The organism is Polaribacter sp. Asnod6-C07, from assembly GCF_045063625.1.
GTDB lineage: Bacteria > Bacteroidota > Bacteroidia > Flavobacteriales > Flavobacteriaceae > Polaribacter > Polaribacter vadi_A.
On record NZ_JBEFOF010000005.1, the window covers coordinates 1,368,173 to 1,385,445 of the forward strand.

General features: G+C 28.9%; 18 protein-coding genes. 17 read left to right on the forward strand and 1 reads right to left on the reverse strand.

Features of this window, described 5'->3' with window-relative positions; genetic code table 11:
- The first annotated feature begins 1 nt into the window (after position 1).
- The 11 genes from ACJJVK_RS05700 (at position 2) to ACJJVK_RS05750 (ending at position 8,894) form a co-directional block, all read left to right on the forward strand.
- Complete coding sequence (locus ACJJVK_RS05700; RefSeq protein ID WP_405564067.1) at positions 2 to 538, forward strand: YceD family protein; 537 nt, start codon at positions 2 to 4, stop codon at positions 536 to 538.
- 1 nt (position 539) lies between these two features.
- The gene (gene rpmF / locus ACJJVK_RS05705; protein WP_215994580.1) at positions 540 to 734 is read left to right on the forward strand and encodes a 50S ribosomal protein L32; all 195 of its coding nucleotides are present in this window, start codon (positions 540 to 542) and stop codon (positions 732 to 734) included.
- 157 nt (positions 735 to 891) lie between these two features.
- Entirely contained in the window at positions 892 to 1,887 is a 996-nt protein-coding gene (locus tag ACJJVK_RS05710; RefSeq protein WP_405564068.1) for a beta-ketoacyl-ACP synthase III, read from the forward strand.
- 27 nt (positions 1,888 to 1,914) lie between these two features.
- The gene (gene accB, locus ACJJVK_RS05715; RefSeq protein ID WP_215994582.1) at positions 1,915 to 2,394 is read left to right on the forward strand and encodes an acetyl-CoA carboxylase biotin carboxyl carrier protein; all 480 of its coding nucleotides are present in this window, start codon (positions 1,915 to 1,917) and stop codon (positions 2,392 to 2,394) included.
- A gap of 82 nt (positions 2,395 to 2,476) precedes the next feature.
- Complete coding sequence (gene accC / locus ACJJVK_RS05720) at positions 2,477 to 3,817, forward strand: acetyl-CoA carboxylase biotin carboxylase subunit (RefSeq protein ID WP_215994583.1); 1,341 nt, start codon at positions 2,477 to 2,479, stop codon at positions 3,815 to 3,817.
- Positions 3,818 to 3,905: 88 nt separating this feature from the next.
- Positions 3,906 to 4,355 (forward strand): Lrp/AsnC ligand binding domain-containing protein, encoded by a 450-nt coding sequence (locus ACJJVK_RS05725; protein WP_215994584.1) that lies wholly within the window; start codon positions 3,906 to 3,908, stop codon positions 4,353 to 4,355.
- A 119-nt stretch (positions 4,356 to 4,474) separates the two neighbouring features.
- Positions 4,475 to 4,885 (forward strand): response regulator, encoded by a 411-nt coding sequence (locus ACJJVK_RS05730; RefSeq protein WP_215994585.1) that lies wholly within the window; start codon positions 4,475 to 4,477, stop codon positions 4,883 to 4,885.
- 43 nt (positions 4,886 to 4,928) lie between these two features.
- Positions 4,929 to 5,243 carry an Hpt domain-containing protein gene (locus tag ACJJVK_RS05735; RefSeq protein ID WP_405564069.1) on the forward strand — a complete coding sequence of 105 codons (315 nt, stop codon included), beginning with the start codon at positions 4,929 to 4,931 and terminating at the stop codon, positions 5,241 to 5,243.
- A gap of 22 nt (positions 5,244 to 5,265) precedes the next feature.
- Positions 5,266 to 5,964 (forward strand): LytTR family DNA-binding domain-containing protein, encoded by a 699-nt coding sequence (locus ACJJVK_RS05740; RefSeq protein WP_215994587.1) that lies wholly within the window; start codon positions 5,266 to 5,268, stop codon positions 5,962 to 5,964.
- Between the two features lie 338 nt (positions 5,965 to 6,302).
- Positions 6,303 to 7,694, forward strand: coding sequence for a DUF1800 family protein (locus tag ACJJVK_RS05745; protein ID WP_405564070.1), 1,392 nt, complete (start codon positions 6,303 to 6,305; stop codon positions 7,692 to 7,694).
- 9 nt (positions 7,695 to 7,703) lie between these two features.
- A complete protein-coding gene (locus ACJJVK_RS05750; protein WP_405564072.1) occupies positions 7,704 to 8,894 on the forward strand; it encodes a DUF1501 domain-containing protein in 1,191 nt (396 codons plus the stop codon).
- 15 nt (positions 8,895 to 8,909) lie between these two features.
- Here the strand turns inward: ACJJVK_RS05750 and ACJJVK_RS05755 are convergent, their stop codons facing one another.
- Positions 8,910 to 9,938 (reverse strand): LacI family DNA-binding transcriptional regulator, encoded by a 1,029-nt coding sequence (locus ACJJVK_RS05755; protein ID WP_405564074.1) that lies wholly within the window; start codon positions 9,936 to 9,938, stop codon positions 8,910 to 8,912.
- A 148-nt stretch (positions 9,939 to 10,086) separates the two neighbouring features.
- On the opposite strand from ACJJVK_RS05755, the gene ACJJVK_RS05760 reads away from it, so the two are divergent.
- From ACJJVK_RS05760 to ACJJVK_RS05785, 6 genes are all read left to right on the forward strand, one after another.
- Entirely contained in the window at positions 10,087 to 11,133 is a 1,047-nt protein-coding gene (locus ACJJVK_RS05760) for a sugar kinase (RefSeq protein WP_215994591.1), read from the forward strand.
- 4 nt (positions 11,134 to 11,137) lie between these two features.
- A complete protein-coding gene (locus ACJJVK_RS05765; protein WP_215994592.1) occupies positions 11,138 to 11,806 on the forward strand; it encodes a bifunctional 4-hydroxy-2-oxoglutarate aldolase/2-dehydro-3-deoxy-phosphogluconate aldolase in 669 nt (222 codons plus the stop codon).
- 241 nt (positions 11,807 to 12,047) lie between these two features.
- Positions 12,048 to 12,725, forward strand: a complete 678-nt coding sequence (locus tag ACJJVK_RS05770) for a YiiX/YebB-like N1pC/P60 family cysteine hydrolase (RefSeq protein ID WP_405564076.1) — start codon at positions 12,048 to 12,050, stop codon at positions 12,723 to 12,725.
- A gap of 36 nt (positions 12,726 to 12,761) precedes the next feature.
- Positions 12,762 to 13,130, forward strand: coding sequence for a DUF2200 domain-containing protein (locus ACJJVK_RS05775; protein ID WP_405564079.1), 369 nt, complete (start codon positions 12,762 to 12,764; stop codon positions 13,128 to 13,130).
- Positions 13,131 to 13,182: 52 nt separating this feature from the next.
- Entirely contained in the window at positions 13,183 to 14,802 is a 1,620-nt protein-coding gene (locus ACJJVK_RS05780; protein WP_405564082.1) for a TlpA family protein disulfide reductase, read from the forward strand.
- A gap of 36 nt (positions 14,803 to 14,838) precedes the next feature.
- Positions 14,839 to 17,244 carry a helix-turn-helix domain-containing protein gene (locus tag ACJJVK_RS05785; protein ID WP_405564083.1) on the forward strand — a complete coding sequence of 802 codons (2,406 nt, stop codon included), beginning with the start codon at positions 14,839 to 14,841 and terminating at the stop codon, positions 17,242 to 17,244.
- Positions 17,245 to 17,273: the final 29 nt, after the last annotated feature.

A 17,273-nucleotide genomic window follows, 5' to 3' on the forward strand; every position in this document is an offset into this window, starting at 1 on the left:
AATGAAAGACTTAAAGCAATTCAACATACAGTTTGTAGGGTTAAAAGAAGGAAAACACAAGTTTGATTATTCAGTTGATAACAAGTTCTTTGAAGCTTTTAATTACGATGATTTTACAAGTTCATCGATTAAAGTTTCTTTAGATTTCGTGAAAAAAAGCACATTATTTGAGCTTAATTTTTTAACAGAAGGTACTGTAGAAGTTCCTTGTGATGTAACAAATGAGTTATATAATCAAGAAATAGATTCAGAATTACCTTTAGTAGTAAAGTTTGGACCAGAATATAATGATGATAATGAGGAGATTTTAATTTTACCTCATGAAGCTTATGAGTTTAACGTAGCTCAGTTTATTTATGAAATGATTGTTTTAGCAGTTCCTAATAAAAGAGTGCATCCAAAAGTAATAGATGGCACAATGGAATCTGAAGCATTAGATAAATTAAAAGAACTAGAAATTAAAGAAGAAAAAACTGTAGAAACTACAGACCCAAGGTGGGATAAATTAAAGAATTTAATAACAGAAAAAAAGACATAAAATGGCACATCCTAAAAGAAAAATATCTAAAACAAGAAGAGATAAAAGGAGAACACATTATAAAGCATCTGATCAGCAAATTGCTACAGACCCAACAACAGGTGAAGCACACTTATATCACAGAGCTCACTGGCATGAAGGTAAATTATATTACAGAGGTCAAGTTGTTTTAGAATCTGCAGCAGCAGAAGCTTAGAAACTAGATTTTTAAAAAATACGAAAACTCTCAAATTTTGAGAGTTTTTTTTCGTTTTTTAGTTAAAATGAATCCCTTTAGATGTTTTTCTCTTAAAAAAGTGAAATAATTTTCACTACTTTTGAGCATTCTAAACTTTAGAAATTAAACTTTAATTATGGCAAAAATCTCTGCAGCAATTACAGCAGTAGGAAAATATGTTCCTGATTACATTCTAACAAATAAAGAGTTAGAGACTTATGTAGACACTAATGATGAGTGGATTACATCTAGAACAGGAATAAAGGAAAGAAGAATTCTTAAAGGTGAAGGTTTAGGTACTTCATATTTAGCAATAAAATCTGCAGAAGATTTAATTGCTAAAGGCAACATTGATCCTTCAGAAATAGATATGGTAATAGTGGGTACAGCTACTCCAGATTTACCAGTAGCATCTACAGCAGCATATGTAGCTTCAGAAATTGGAGCTGTTAATGCTTTTGCTTACGATTTACAGGCAGCTTGTTCAAGCTTTTTATACGGTATGTCTACAGCAGCTAGTTACATAGAGTCTGGTAGGTATAAAAAAGTACTTTTAATTGGTGCAGATAAAATGTCATCAATTATAGATTATAAAGACAGAGCAACTTGTATTATTTTTGGAGATGGAGCAGGTGCTGCTTTATTTGAACCCAATGAAGAAGGTTTGGGTTTACAAGATGAGTACCTAAGAAGTGATGGTGTAGGAAGAGACTTTTTAAGAATAGAAGCAGGTGGTTCATTAATGCCAACAACTTTAGAAACTGTACAGGCAAATAAACACTTTGTTTACCAAGAAGGTAAAACGGTTTTTAAATATGCTGTTTCTAATATGGCTGAGGTTTCTGAAAAAATGTTAACTAGAAACAATCTTACAGAAAAAGATATTCAATGGTTAGTACCACATCAAGCAAATAAAAGAATTATAGAAGCTACAGCCAATAGAGTTGGTGTAGGTTCAGAAAAAGTAATGATGAACATACAAAAGTATGGTAATACAACATCAGGTACTTTACCACTTTTATTAGCAGATTATGAAAATCAATTAAAAAAAGGAGATAATTTAATTTTTGCAGCATTTGGAGGTGGTTTCACATGGGGAGCTATTTATCTAAAATGGGCGTATAATTCTTAAAAACTAATTAACTAAATAATAAGAAATATGGATATTAAAGAAATTCAAAATCTTATAAAATTTGTAGCAAAATCTGGCGCTAGCGAGGTAAAGTTAGAAATGGAAGATATTAAAATTACAATTAGAACAGGTGCAGAAAAAACTGAAACTACAATTGTACAAGCTGCACCAGTAGCAGCATTAGCACAACCAGCTGCTCCAGCACCAATAACAACTCAAATAATAGATCCTAGTGTACCTGCTGCTGCAGACAATGACGAATCTAAATTTATAACAGTAAAATCGCCAATAATTGGTACTTTTTACAGAAAGCCTGCTCCAGACAAACCAAATTTTGTTGAAGTTGGTACTTCAATTAATTCTGGAGATACAGTTTGTGTAATTGAAGCAATGAAATTATTCAACGAAATAGAATCTGAAGTTTCAGGTAAAATCGTTAAAGTTTTAGTAGATGATTCTTCTCCAGTAGAATTTGATCAGCCATTATTTTTAGTAGATCCATCATAATAGAAAGAGTTTATATTTTGGGGTTTAGATAGTAGATTTTCTAACTCATAACTCAAAACTCATAACCTAAAACTCTTATACTATGTTTAAAAAAATATTGATAGCCAATAGAGGCGAAATTGCTTTACGTGTTATTAGAACGTGTAAAGAAATGGGTATAAAAACTGTTGCTGTATATTCTAAAGCAGATGAAGAAAGTTTACACGTTCGTTTTGCAGATGAAGCAGTTTGTATTGGCCCAGCTCCAAGTAGCGAATCTTATTTAAAAATGCCTAACATTATAGCTGCTGCAGAAATTACAAATGCAGATGCAATTCATCCTGGTTATGGTTTTTTATCAGAAAATGCCAAATTTTCTAATTTATGCGAAGAGCATAATATTAAATTTATTGGTGCTTCTGGAAGAATGATTGACCAAATGGGAGATAAAGCAAATGCAAAATCTACAATGATTGCAGCTGGTGTACCTTGTGTGCCAGGTTCTGAGGGAGTTATTCAAGATTTTGAAGAATGCGAAAAGTTAGCTGTAGAAACAGGTTACCCTGTAATGTTAAAAGCTTCTGCAGGTGGTGGAGGTAAAGGAATGCGTGCAGTTTGGAAACCAGAAGATTTAAAAGATGCTTGGGATTCTGCAAGACAAGAATCTAAAGCTGCTTTTGGTAATGATGATATGTATATGGAAAAGCTTATAGAAGAGCCAAGACATATCGAAATTCAAATTGTAGGAGATTCTTATGGTAAAGCTTGTCATTTATCAGAAAGAGATTGTTCAGTTCAAAGACGTCATCAAAAGTTAACAGAAGAAACACCTTCTCCTTTTATGACTGATGAATTAAGAGAAAATATGGGTAATGCTGCTGTTAAAGCTGCAGAGTTTATAGGTTATGAAGGTGCGGGTACTGTAGAGTTTTTGGTAGACAAACACAGAAATTTCTATTTTATGGAAATGAATACCAGAATTCAAGTAGAACACCCAATTACAGAAGAAGTTGTAAATTATGATTTAATTCGTGAGCAGATTTTAGTAGCAGCAGGAGTGCCAATTTCTGGTAAAAACTATTATCCTCAATTACATTCTATAGAATGTAGAATTAATGCAGAAGATCCACATAATAATTTTAGACCAGCACCTGGTAAAATAACAACTTTACATACACCTGGTGGTCATGGAGTTAGAATGGACACACATGTTTATGCAGGTTATATGATACCACCAAATTACGATTCTATGATCGCTAAATTAATTGTAACTGCTCAAACAAGAGAAGAAGCAATTAATAAAATGAAAAGAGCACTAGATGAATTTGTAATAGAAGGCGTAAAAACTACAATACCTTTTCATAGACAGTTAATGGACCATCCAGATTATGTTGCTGGTAACTATACAACGAAGTTTATGGAAGATTTTGAAATGAAAGCTTAACTTAAGTTCGTTTTAATTTGATATAAAATAGAGAATACAGCCTTGTATTCTCTATTTTTTTTATATTTATGCTAAAAATAGGAAAAATATGAAAATTGACGGAATTGATAAGATAATTATTAAAAGATTGGTAAAAGATGCAAGAACTCCTGTTTTAAGTATTGCAAGAGAAGTAGGTATTTCTGGTGCCGCAATTCATCAACGTTTAAGAAAATTAGAAAAGTCTAAGCTTATAGATGGTTATAGAATGATTATTAACCCCAAATCTTTAGGATATACTACAACAGCTTATGTTGGTATTTTTTTAGATTCTGCAAGTCTTTATTCTTCTGCAATAAAAAGATTAAAAGAAATTCCAGAAGTGGTAGAAAGTCACTATACAACTGGTAATTATGCTATTTTTATAAAAATTTTATGTAAAAATAATGAAGATTTAATGAATCTTTTGAATAAAAATATTCAGAATATAAAAGGGGTTTCTAGAACAGAAACTTTTATTTCTTTAGATCAACAGATTGAAAGACAGATAAGTATTTAATTTATCAACATTTCAACTATCTTTGGTAACCATTTAAGGAAGTTTGTAAGCAGCTTGTCAAATAAAAAAAAATAAAGTTATTTTTTGTTTCACTTTTGTTGTCAATTAAATAATCTTAAATGAAGTCCCTCTCAATACTTTTAGTAGATGATGATAGAATAGAAAGACTAAAATTTAGAAAAGTATGTCAGAAATTAAATTCTTATTGTACTGTTTTAGAAGCCGTTAATGGAGAAGAAGCATTTGCGCTTTTAAATGATAAAAATAATTCTTTCGATTTAATCATTACAGATATAAATATGCCAAAAATGGATGGCTTTGAGTTTTTATCAGCTATAAAAAGCAATTCAAAACTTAAACCTATACCAGTTGTAATTATGTCTACTTCAGAGAGTAAGATAGATCTAGAAAAAGGTTATGATATAGGAATTTCTGGTTATTTTTCTAAGCCTTTAAAGTTTGCTGATTATACAAATAAAGTAACTTCTTTATTAGAATATTGGAACAGGGCAAGCTTATCAAATTCGTAATTATTTATATTTTTGTTCATACCCAAATTAAAAAAGAATTTTCATGGAGCTACCGAATTTATCAGTAATTAAAGAAATATCTGGAGATGATATTGAGTTTCAAAATAGTATTTTAGGTATTATAAAAGAAGAATTTACTGAAGAGGTTAATTTGTTTAAACAAAATTTTAAAGCAAAAAAATATAAAGAAACTTCTAATAACGTTCATAAACTAAAGCATAAAATAAGTTTGTTAGGTTTAAAAAAAGGTTTAGAAACAGCAACTGAATATGAAATAGCTTTAAAAAAAGATAATATAGAATTGCATCACAATTTTCTTGAAATTTTAGACAAAATTCACGTATATTTATACGATTAAAAGTTTTCCCCACATTGTATATATGAATTGTATAATAATTGATGATGATGCAACTGCAAGGTTAATAACAAAACAACTTTGCTTAAAGACAGAACAAATAAATGTTATTGATGAATTTTCTTCTGCAATAGATGCTATAAAGTTTTTAAATACAGCAAGTGTAGATTTAGTTTATCTAGATATACATATGCCTACTTTTTCTGGTTTTGATTTTATTAAAACTCTAAAAAATCCACCAAAAATCATTTTAACTACTAGCGATAAAAATTTGGCGCTTGAAGCTTTTGAATATAAAAGTGTGGTAGATTATTTAGTAAAACCAATTACTAGAGAGCGTTTTAATAAATCTTTAGAAAAACTAGAATCGTTTACGGTTATAGAAAAACCAAAACCAAAGAAGAAACCAAAATCGAATTTTATCTACGTAAATGTAGATAGAAGACTTGTAAAAGTTAGTATACCTAGTATCTATTTAATAGAGGCTAAAGGAGATTATATTAATATAAAAACAGAAGAAAAAAATTATATTGTACACTCTACCTTAAAGAAAATAGAAGACAAATTACCTACAGACACCTTTTTTAAAGTACATAGATCTTTTATTATTAATATTTCTGAAATAATAGACATAGAAGATAATACTGTTTTAATTAAAAAAGATGTAGTTCCTGTAAGCAGGTCTAATAAAAGCGAACTTATGAAAAAGTTAAATTTGTTATAAGTTTTTCGTTTAACGTAACTTTTTCACCATTCGTCGAAGATTAACACCCAATAAACGAACTTTAGCTAATAAAATTTAAATACCAACTTATATTTGTAGTATAATTATGACAATTATAAGTTGGGGGATTTATAAATTGTAACTAATAAAGGACTGATATATAAATCAGTCCTTTTTTTTATGCTTTAATTTTAGCTCTACATTATTTTACCAGTTAAACTAATCTGCTGTTTTTTTAAGATTAACTTTATAAATTAACTAATTTTTAATCAATTATTTAATTTATGTTTAAACTTTTTATGAACTTATCAGTCTAAAGAAAATAATCGTTTAAAATTATGAAACAAAAACATATTCTTCATTTACATTGGCGATCAGGTTTTGGAATTGATTATAAAGAACTCTTAAAATTAAAGTCTAAATCAAAATCTAAAATTGTTGCAGAAATTTTTGAAACATCAAACAATTATAAACCACTCGAATTAGATCTTTCTGAATTTGATGACATTAAATTTAAAACTATAAGAGAGCTTAAAAATAAATTTACTGATCAAGAAATTAGAAATTTAAGAAAACAACAACAACAAAAAGTAAGAGAATTAAATAGTGCTTGGTTAAAAAGATTAGCAGAACCAAATGCCATTTTAAGAGAAAAAATGACCTTGTTTTGGGCAAATGTTTTTGTGTGTAGAGATAATAATATTTTTTTTATCCAAAGATATAATAATACCTTAAGAAAACATGCTTTAGGAGACTTTAGGCAATTTGTAAAAGTAATTGCAAAAGAACCTTCTATGAGCAAGTATTTAAATAATAAACAGAATATAAAGATTAAACCTAACGAAAATTTTGCCAGAGAGTTAATGGAGCTGTTTACGTTAGGTGTTGGCAATTATACAGAACAAGACATTAAAGAAGCAGCAAAGGCATTTACAGGTTGGTCTTTTAAAAATAATGGAGATTATTATCTTAGAGAAAAACAACATGATTATGCAGAAAAAAGATTTTTTGGTAAAACAGGTAATTTCAATGGTGATGATATTATAGATATAATTTTAGAACAAAAACAATGTGCAAAATATATTTGTACAAAGGTTTACAAATATTTTATTAATCCTATTGTTGATAAAAAAAGACTAAACGAAATTACAGATGTCTTTTATAAAGATTATAATATCAGTAATTTAATGAGCTATATTTTTAAATCGAAATGGTTTTATGAAGATGTTAATATTGGAGTTAAAATAAAATCTCCTGTAGAATTATTAGTTGGTATTCAAAAAATTGTACCTGTTTCTTTTGATAAAAAACAACAATTAATCTATTTACAAAAAATGATGGGACAAGTATTACTATACCCAGATAATGTTTCTGGTTGGCAAGGAGGTAAAAGTTGGATAGATTCTAACACCTTAATGTTTAGAATGAAATTATCTGCTTTATTACTTAACAATGCAATAATTGATTTAGATGAAAAAGGAGATTTCGAAGATACATTTGATAAGTACTATAAGAAAGTAAAACAAAGAAGTAAATACTTAAAAACAACCAAAAACTGGGGGCAGTTTGATGCTAAACACAAAGATTTATACCCCAAAGAATTAACTGATTTGTTAATTCTATCAAAAATAGATACAGACACAGTAAGTTTTCTTGAATCACTACAAGTTAAATCAAACCGAAATTTCTGTATACAATTAATGTCAATTCCAGAATATCAACTTTGTTAAACTAAAATTATGGAAAGAAGAGATTTTTTAAAACAAAGTACGTTAGCAAGTAGCTTATTTTTTGTTCCGAATTTTGTAAAAGCTTTTGAGAATGTTTCTAAAGATACATTTAAACATAAAAAGTTGGTTATTATTCAATTATCAGGTGGTAATGATGGTTTAAATACAATTGTGCCTTATACAAACGATGTTTATTTTAGAAATAGACCAAAACTTTCTATTCCCAAAAATAAGATTATAAAAACCACAGATGAATTAGGTTTTCATGAAAGTTTAGCTCCGCTAAAAAATTTATATGATCAAGGTTATCTTTCTATAATTAATAATGTTGGGTATCCAAACCCTAATAGATCTCACTTTAGATCCACAGATATTTGGCAAACAGCCAGTAATTCAGACGAATATTTAAATTCGGGTTGGGTGGGTAGATTTATAGATAAATATGGTAAAAATCCATATGCTGCAATTGAGTTAGATGATAGTCTTTCTTTAATTATGAAAGGAGAAAATATGAACGGAATTGCAACAAAAAATCCAAGAGTTTTATTTGGCAATACTCAAACTCCATTTTTTAATAAAATATTAAAACAACAAACAGAAGCCCATTTAAGCGAGCATAACTTGGGTTATTTGTACAAAACAATGATAGAAGCTAAATCGTCTGCTAAATATATTTACGAGACTTCTAAAACCTATAAAAGTAATTTAGATTACCCAAATAATCCTTTTGCCAAACAATTAAAAACAACAGCAGAATTTATAAATTCTGATTTAGATAGTAAAGTATATTATGTTTCTATGGGTGGTTTTGATACCCATGCAAATCAAAATATTAAGCATAGTAAATTATTAAAAACCTATAGTGAAGCAGTAGAAGTTTTTGTAAAAGATTTAAAGAAAAATGATAGTTTTAAAGATACTTTAATTCTCACATTTTCTGAATTTGGTAGGCGAGTGCAACAAAATGCTGCAGGTGGTACAGATCATGGAGCAGCAAATAACATCTTTCTAATTGGCGAAAATTTAAAGAAAAAAGGTTTTTATAATGATGCTCCAGATTTATTAAACTTAGACAAAAACCGAGATTTAATACACACCATAGATTTTAGGTCTGTGTATGCCACAATTTTAGACAGATGGCTGCAGGTAGATGATGCATCAATTTTAAATAAATCTTTTAGTAAACTAGATTTTATTTAATAAAGACTCATAAAACTATTTCTTTTTTAAAGAAGAAGCTCTAATAATTAAATCAGAATCAAGAATAATTTTATTTAATGACTGTTCTATTTTTGGTTTTTTAGTGTATTCTAAAAAAGTTTCAGCAGCAATTCTACCTATTTTATAACTATGCTGATTTACACTTGTTATGCTAGGTGTAACCATTGCAGAAAAAGGCTCATCACCAAAACCAACTAAAGCAATTTCGTCTGGTATTTTAACTTCTTTTTCTTGTAAAACTTGCAAAGCACCTAAAGCTGCATAATCACCAGCTACATATACTGCATCTGGTCTATTATCTAAAGCTAAAAGTTGTTCCATTTTTTTTCTACCATCTTTTACAGTTAAATCACTTTCTATTAATAGTTCTTCATCTAAAGGCAGATTATGTTTTTTTAAAGCATCAATATAACCTCTAATTCTATTATTAAATATTCTAGTTCTTTTAAAACCACCAATATGTGCAATTCTTTGGCAACCTTGTTCAACCAAATGATTTACAATAATATGGCTACTATTATAATCATCAATACCAATATAATCTACATTTAAATCATTTTCACCACGATCAAAAGTAATTAATGGTATGCCAGCAGTTTTAATTTTTTCGTAAAACTCTAAATTTACAGTTTCATTAGCCATAGATGCAATAATACCATCAACCTGAGTATAAAGTAAGGCATCAATATTTTTACATTCTTTTTCAAAAGACTCATTAGATTGAGTTATAATAATGTTATAGCCTTCTTCATTTAAAACCTCTTCTATATTATGTATAGTTGCAGAAAAGAAATTGCTATTGGTTTTAGGTACAATTACACCCACTAATTTACTTTTTCCACTTCTTAAGGCACTAGCTAAATGATTAGGTTGATAATTCAAGTTTTTGGCAACTTGTCTAACCGCTTTTTTAGTTTTTTCACTTATTCTAGAGTCGTTATGTAATGCTTTAGAAACAGCAGCAGCAGAGATATTTAGCACATTAGCAATATCTTTTATAGTAGTTTTGTTTTTTTTTACCAAAATTTTATATCTTTGCTTAATCGTTTAAACAAATATACAGTTTATTTCATACAATCAAAACTAATAACAGATTATGTGTTTTGATTTTATTTTTAATTATTGTTTAAACGTTTAACCAATAAGATTTATAATTAATTAATACTAAGAAATGGGTAAAGTAGTAACATTCGGAGAGATCATGTTAAGATTAGCTCCTCAAGGATTTTTAAGATTTTCACAAGCAAATAATTTCGACGCTATTTATGGTGGAGGAGAATCTAACGTAGCAGTTTCATTAGCAAACTATGGTGTAGATGTAGATTTCGTAACTCGTTTACCAAAGAATGATATTGGTGAGTGTGCAATGATGGAAATGAGAAAACGTGGAGTTGGAGTTGATAAAATTGTTTATGGTGGAGACAGATTAGGAATCTATTTCTTAGAAACAGGTGCTGTATCTCGTGGTTCTAAAGTAGTTTATGATAGAGCGCACTCTGCAATTGCAGAAATAGAATCTGGTATGATAGACTGGGATGCTGTTTTTGAAGGTTGTGAGTGGTTTCACTGGACAGGTATTATCCCTGCAATTTCTCAAGGAGCTGCAGATGTAACTTTAGAAGCTTTAAAAGCTGCAAGTGCTAAAGGAATTACTATTTCTACAGATTTAAACTACAGAGCTAAGCTTTGGAAATTCTGTGACGATGCTCACAGAGAAAAAATAATGACAGAATTAACTTCTTACTGTGATATCGTTTTAGGTAATGAAGAAGATGCAGAAATGCACTTTGGTATTAAACCAGAAGGAATTTCTGTACAAACAGAAGGTCATAACGTAAAAGCAGAAGCATTTTTATCAGTTTGTGAGCAAATGATGAAAAAATTCCCAAGAGCTAAAAAAGTAATTACTACTTTAAGAGGTTCAATTTCTGCATCTCACAATACTTGGGCAGGTGTTTTATATGATGGAACAACTTTATACCAAACACGTCAATACCAAATTACAGATATCGTAGATAGAGTTGGTGGTGGAGATTCATTCATGGGAGGTTTAATCTACGGATTATTAAAATACCCAGAAGATGATCAAAATGCATTAGACTTTGCAGTAGCTGCATCTTGTTTAAAACACACAATTAAAGGTGATGCTAACTTAGCAACAGTTGCAGAAGTAGAAAAATTAATGGGAGGTGATGCTTCTGGTAGAGTAGCAAGATAAGATTATGGCACAGTTTACAAGAATAGAAGTAGCACAAATAATGAAAGACACAGGGATGGTTCCTTTGTTTTTTCATAAAGATATAGAAGTAAGTAAAAAAGTTTTAAAAGCTTGTTACGATGGTGGAGCAAGACTTTTAGAGTTTACAGCACGTGGAGATTTTGCTCACGAAGTTTTTGGTGAGTTAACAAAATATGCTATTGCAGAATTACCAGGTATGGTAATGGGTGTAGGTTCTGTAACAGATGCTGGGCAAGCATCTTTATACATGGCTTTAGGAGCAAATTTTATTGTAACTCCAGTATTAAGAGAAGACATTGCAATAGCTTGTAACAGAAGAAAAGTACTTTGGTCTCCTGGTTGTGGAACTTTAACAGAAATTACAAGAGCAGAAGAATTAGGATGCGAAATCGTAAAACTTTTCCCTGGTGATATTTACGGACCACAATTTGTAAAAGGTATTAAAGGCCCACAACAATGGACCTCTATTATGCCAACAGGTGGTGTTGCACCAACAAAAGAAAACTTATCAGCTTGGTTTGCTGCAGGAGTTACTTGTGTAGGTATGGGCTCTAAATTAATGGCTAAAGATGCTGATGGTAATTTCGATTTAGCAAAAATTGAAGAAAAAACTAGAGAAGCATTAAACATTATAAAAGATTTAAAAAGCTAGTTAAAATTTGAATTAATTAACTACAAAACTCCAACTGAAAAGTTGGAGTTTTTTTATTCGTAGCTATTTCCTGCTTTCGTTACTCGCTTTTTTTTCGTACCTCAAAAAAGAGCTCAGACAAACCACTCAATCAGGGCTAAACTTGTTTGTTGTTTATCATCTTGATTTTAAGGCAGATTGCTAGTTTATTAAGTATTCAACAAAAAATCACGAACTTTGTGAATATCAAACTAAAATAATTATGATTAAAAAACTAAATCAAATAAGTGTAATTCTAATATTCACTTTTATTTTATTTAGCTGTAATAGCAATTCTAAAAACAACACTTTTAAACTAAAAGAAGGAGATTTACTATTTCAAAATACAGGAACAGACGACATAGATAATGCCATTAAAAACGTAACAGCAACTTCAATTGCCAAAAACTATTCGCATGTTGGTATAGCAATGAAAGAGAATGGAAAATGGTATGTGGTAGAAGCAATTCCGAAAATAGGAATTAGTCAAACACCTTTAGATAAGTTCTTAAACAGACATAAAAACAAACACAACAAATCGCAAACTACAGTTGCAAGAATAGATAGCGTTTATCAACCTTATATTTCTAAAGCAATTGCATACGGACTTGAAAGAATAAATACACCTTATGATGATATTTTTTTATGGGATAACAGTTCATATTATTGCTCAGAATTAGTTTATAAAATGTTTTCTTCTCAAAATTTGTCTAAAGAAGTTATTCCTTTTCTTACACATCCAATGACGTTTAATGATAGTACAGGGAAACCAATGGAGAGTTGGGTAAAATATTACAAAACACGTAATCATCCAATTCCAGAAGGAATAGAAGGTACAAATCCTAATTTAATGGCTAGCAGTCCTCATATCATTTTTATACACGATTATGAAAAAGAATAAAATCGTTATCTTTAATTCACTTTAAATTCTAAAAAAATGAAAGTTACTGCAGAAAAAAACGAAAAAGTTGCCAATATGATTTTTGGATCGATTTATCCTCTTTACTGGAATAGATTAGAAAAAAACGGAAGAACAAAAGAAGAGTTTCATCAAGTATTAGAATGGTTAACAGGTTTTAATCAAGATAAATTACAATCTTTAATCGATGAAAAAGTAACCTTTAGAGAATTTTTTGAGCAAGCAAAAATGCATCCCAATGCAAATATGATTAAAGGAGTGGTTTGTGGTTACAGAATTGAAGAAATTGAAGATGAATTTGAAGTCTATAAAAAATGTAGACAAATGGAAAAGCTAATAGATGAATTAGCAAAAGGCCGTAAAATAGAAAAGATTTTACGTTCTTAAATATTAGATAGATTTTTTCTTGATTTTATTTACCTTGCAATAAAAAGCTAAAATGCCTAAAAATCATGAATTAGAAACTGCCCTTAATTTTATCAATAAAATAGATAAAAATATTTTTATCACAAGTAAAAACAGTTTTTTACATAAAACTAAATACATCTATTATTTTTTCTTAATATGTATTCTTGCTTGTAAATCAGAAAATTTAGATATAAAAAATCCACAAATCCAAACTGTTAAAATTAATGGTACTAGTGATGAAAAAGGATTTAATATTAACATTACTATTCAAGACGATTCTCTTTTATATGTAACAAGATTTAAGGACATTAAGAAAGAAGTTAATGGAGATGCAATAACAAGAACATTACAAAATATTAAAAACCCTAAGCTCTTAGAATTTAATTCTTTTGGAGAGAATACTTACTATAGAACTAGAATAATAGTTACTCCAGGAGATAGTGTAAGTTATACCTTAAAGAATGGAAAACTAGAATTTACTGGAAAAAACCAGGAACATTATAACTTTTATTTAGAAATGGATAGAGATTATGATGCTTGGAGTAAGCTTTATTTAAATAAATACAATCCTGATTTTAAAAAATATAAACATCAATGTGATTCTTTATACAATAAAAGGTTAACTTTTTTTAATAACTATGTAAAAAATCATCCAACTGTTTCTGAGGAGTTTAAAAAGATAATTCAAAATGATTTACGTTTAGAATATTTAGTAAACGTTATTAGACCAAGATCAGAGATACAATCTAGTTGGAGTGTAAATACTATTGAAGATATTAATAGTATTTATGAAAGAGCAGACAAACAAGAAGGTGATTTTTTTGATATTAATGGATACCTAAATAATATTACTCTCGAAGATGTCAATAAACCAGAATATATTAGCTATTTGTATTTTCAAATGAGTATTGTTCCTTTAATTAGACAATATTTTGTAAAAAGTAACGAAATTCCGTTTTCTATAGCTTCTTTTAAAGAAGAATTGGCTTTTCTAAAAAAGAATTTTGATCAATCAATTGTAGATTACGCAACAGGAGATTTAATTAGAGATTATTTTAATCAAGGTTTTGGTAAGGATAAGAACACTGCAGAGTTTATGAAAAACACTATTAAAGTGTACAAAGAAAGTATTAAGGTTGCTTCTACAATACAAACAATGGAAGATATAGAGCAAGAATTAAATACAACAAATAAAAAACTACCAAAAGAATTGAACGAGCTTGTAATAAATTTATCAAAAGACACCATAAATTTTAATTACAATTTAAGACAGAAAAAGATAAAAGTAATTGATTTTTGGGCAAGTTGGTGCCAACCTTGTATAGAAGAAATTATTATTTCAAAAGACAAAAGAGAACAAATAGCATCTAAATATAATGTAGATTTTTTGTATTTATCTATTGATAGAGATACTCAAAAATGGATTGATAAGAGTATTGATTTATATGAGTTTTTACCAGATATAAAACAGTTTAAAACTATAGATTTTAAAAAGTCTAAATTGATTAAGTTTTTAAACCTTAGGAGTAGTGTGGGTATTACAATTCCAAGATATGTTATACTTGATGAAAATAATATGATAATTGATAATAATGCTCCTAAACCCTCTAAAGATAATTTTGAAAGTATAATTAGTAAGATTTCAAAATAAATAATTAATAATTTACCTTGCATCAAAAAGTAAAAAATGCCAAAAAATCCTGAATTAGAACTTGCGTTAAATTTTATTGATAAAACAGACAGAAATCTGTTTATTACTGGTAAAGCAGGTACAGGAAAAACTACTTTTTTACACAAAATAAAAAGTGATTCATTAAAAAGAATGGTAATTGTTGCACCAACAGGTGTTGCAGCAATTAACGCAAAAGGTGTTACTGTGCATTCGTTTTTTCAAATGCCTTTTGGACCAATTTTACCAGATCAGATTGCAAATACAAATCAGCAGCGTAAGTTTTCTAAAACAAAAATTGATATTATAAAATCCTTAGATTTAGTAATTATAGACGAAATTTCTATGGTGCGTGCAGATTTATTAGACGGTATAGATCAAGTAATGAGGCGTTATAAAAACCGAAATAAAGTTTTTGGTGGCGCACAAGTTTTAATGATTGGAGATTTGCAACAATTAGCTCCTGTTGTAAGACCAAATGAATGGAGTTTACTAAGAAATCATTACGAAACTGTCTATTTTTTTAGCTCTAAAGCTTTTCAAGAAGCCAATGTAGTTTCTATAGAATTAAAGCATATTTATCGTCAGAAAAACGAAGATTTTATTACCATTTTAAATGAAGTCAGAAATAGTAATTTATCAGAAAAATCTGCTAAAATTTTAAATGAAAGGTATAATCCAGAGTTTTCACCAACCAAAGACGATGGTTACATCACCTTAACAACACATAATAAAAGAGCCAATTTAATCAACAATTCTGAGCTGAATAAAATTAAATACCAAAGCCATTTTTTTGATGCAGAGGTTTCAGGTAAATTCAATGAAAACGCTTATCCAAATGACGAGAAATTAGAGTTAAAAGTTGGTGCTCAAGTAATGTTTATCAAAAATGATTCATCACAAGAAAAAAGATATTTTAATGGTAAAATAGGAATTGTAACCGATATTTCTAGAGAAAATGTTACTGTACAATGTGCCAACGAAATAGATGAAATTGTTACAGAAAGAGAAAATTGGGACAACGTAAATTACTCAATTAACGAAGAAACCAAAGAGATTAAAGAAGATGTTATTGGTTCTTTTTCTCAAATTCCTTTGCGTTTGGCTTGGGCAATTACCATTCATAAAAGTCAGGGTTTAACTTTCGAAAAAGCCATTATAGATGCAGAAGCTTCATTTGCGCACGGACAAACGTATGTAGCTTTAAGTAGGTGTACTTCTTTAGAAGGGTTGGTTTTAAAAACGCCAATTACTAGCAACGCAATTATTAACGACCAAACTGTAAGTGTTTTTAATGAAAGTGTAGAAGAAAATCATCCTGATGAAACTGTTTTAAATGCTTCAGAAAAAGAATTTCAACTCAATTTAATTTCAGAATTATTCGATTTTCAACCATTTTTGTATCCATCAACTAGGTTAATAGACATTTTTTATAAAAATCAAACCAGTATTAAAGGTGATGTTATTGATCATTTACAAACCATAAAAGATGATGGAGTTGTAGCTTTAATGAAAGTTTCTAACGGATTTAAAAATCAATTAAATAAAATTTCGGAAGACAATGTCCTACCAGAAAATAGTTCTCAAATTCAAGAACGATTTACAAAAGCTGTAGATTATTTTTTAAATCAGACTAAAAATAACATTTTAAAACCATTAAATACAATTGAATTTTCTTCGGATAATAAAGCTGTAAAAAAAGATTTTACCACTCAGTTTGATTCTTTACAAGAAAAATTACTCGAAAAGTTATTTGCTTTAAATAAAATGACAAACGGATTTAAGGTTCAAGAATATTTAAAAGTTAGAGCTAAAGCTGTTTTACAAAAATCTGCTCCAACAGTTAAAAAGAAAAAATTATCTACCAGAAAAGATCCTTTGTTAGCTTTAAAATTACGTGAATTGCGTGATGAAATTCGAATAAATGAAAACATACCCGCTTTTCAAATTTTTACTCAAGAAACTCTTTATGCAATGTGTGATGCTTTGCCAAGAACAGAACAAGAGTTGCTAAAAGTTAAAGGAATGGGTAAAACTCGTGTATCTAAATACGGAGAAGAAATTTTAGAGGTTATTGAACAATATTGCAAAGAAAACGGAATTAATAAATTTAATGAGCAGAAAAAAGAAGATAAAAAACCAACCAAACAAATTAGTTTTGAGCTTTTTAAATCTGGCTTATCTATAAAAGAAATTGCCAAAGAGCGCAGTTTAACAGCAGGTACCATAGAGAGTCATTTGGCGAGTTTTATTCCTTCAGGCGATGTTGATATTTTAGAATTGATAGATATTAAAAAGTATAAAAAAATCTTGAAATCAATTGAAGAAACTGAGTTTAAAAACCTCACAGAACTCAAAGAAAAAGTAGACAACTCTTTTAGTTTTATGGAGTTAAGAATGGTTTTGTTGTCTATGGAGAATTAGAATTATTAGTAGCTATTTCCTGCTTTTCA

What these genes read in the sequence shown, in the direction of transcription:
- ACJJVK_RS05710 (WP_405564068.1), top strand. Translation starts at nt 892, where the DNA reads ATGGCAAAAATCTCTGCAGCAATTACAGCAGTAGGAAAATATGTTCCT.
- ACJJVK_RS05700 (WP_405564067.1), top strand. Translation starts at nt 2, where the DNA reads ATGAAAGACTTAAAGCAATTCAACATACAGTTTGTAGGGTTAAAAGAA.
- ACJJVK_RS05740 (WP_215994587.1), top strand. Translation starts at nt 5,266, where the DNA reads ATGAATTGTATAATAATTGATGATGATGCAACTGCAAGGTTAATAACA.
- ACJJVK_RS05765 (WP_215994592.1), top strand. Translation starts at nt 11,138, where the DNA reads ATGGCACAGTTTACAAGAATAGAAGTAGCACAAATAATGAAAGACACA.
- accB (WP_215994582.1), top strand. Translation starts at nt 1,915, where the DNA reads ATGGATATTAAAGAAATTCAAAATCTTATAAAATTTGTAGCAAAATCT.
- ACJJVK_RS05785 (WP_405564083.1), top strand. Translation starts at nt 14,839, where the DNA reads ATGCCAAAAAATCCTGAATTAGAACTTGCGTTAAATTTTATTGATAAA.
- rpmF (WP_215994580.1), top strand. Translation starts at nt 540, where the DNA reads ATGGCACATCCTAAAAGAAAAATATCTAAAACAAGAAGAGATAAAAGG.
- ACJJVK_RS05735 (WP_405564069.1), top strand. Translation starts at nt 4,929, where the DNA reads ATGGAGCTACCGAATTTATCAGTAATTAAAGAAATATCTGGAGATGAT.
- ACJJVK_RS05775 (WP_405564079.1), top strand. Translation starts at nt 12,762, where the DNA reads ATGAAAGTTACTGCAGAAAAAAACGAAAAAGTTGCCAATATGATTTTT.
- ACJJVK_RS05745 (WP_405564070.1), top strand. Translation starts at nt 6,303, where the DNA reads ATGAAACAAAAACATATTCTTCATTTACATTGGCGATCAGGTTTTGGA.
- ACJJVK_RS05780 (WP_405564082.1), top strand. Translation starts at nt 13,183, where the DNA reads ATGCCTAAAAATCATGAATTAGAAACTGCCCTTAATTTTATCAATAAA.
- ACJJVK_RS05760 (WP_215994591.1), top strand. Translation starts at nt 10,087, where the DNA reads ATGGGTAAAGTAGTAACATTCGGAGAGATCATGTTAAGATTAGCTCCT.
- ACJJVK_RS05770 (WP_405564076.1), top strand. Translation starts at nt 12,048, where the DNA reads ATGATTAAAAAACTAAATCAAATAAGTGTAATTCTAATATTCACTTTT.
- accC (WP_215994583.1), top strand. Translation starts at nt 2,477, where the DNA reads ATGTTTAAAAAAATATTGATAGCCAATAGAGGCGAAATTGCTTTACGT.
- ACJJVK_RS05730 (WP_215994585.1), top strand. Translation starts at nt 4,475, where the DNA reads ATGAAGTCCCTCTCAATACTTTTAGTAGATGATGATAGAATAGAAAGA.
- ACJJVK_RS05725 (WP_215994584.1), top strand. Translation starts at nt 3,906, where the DNA reads ATGAAAATTGACGGAATTGATAAGATAATTATTAAAAGATTGGTAAAA.
- ACJJVK_RS05750 (WP_405564072.1), top strand. Translation starts at nt 7,704, where the DNA reads ATGGAAAGAAGAGATTTTTTAAAACAAAGTACGTTAGCAAGTAGCTTA.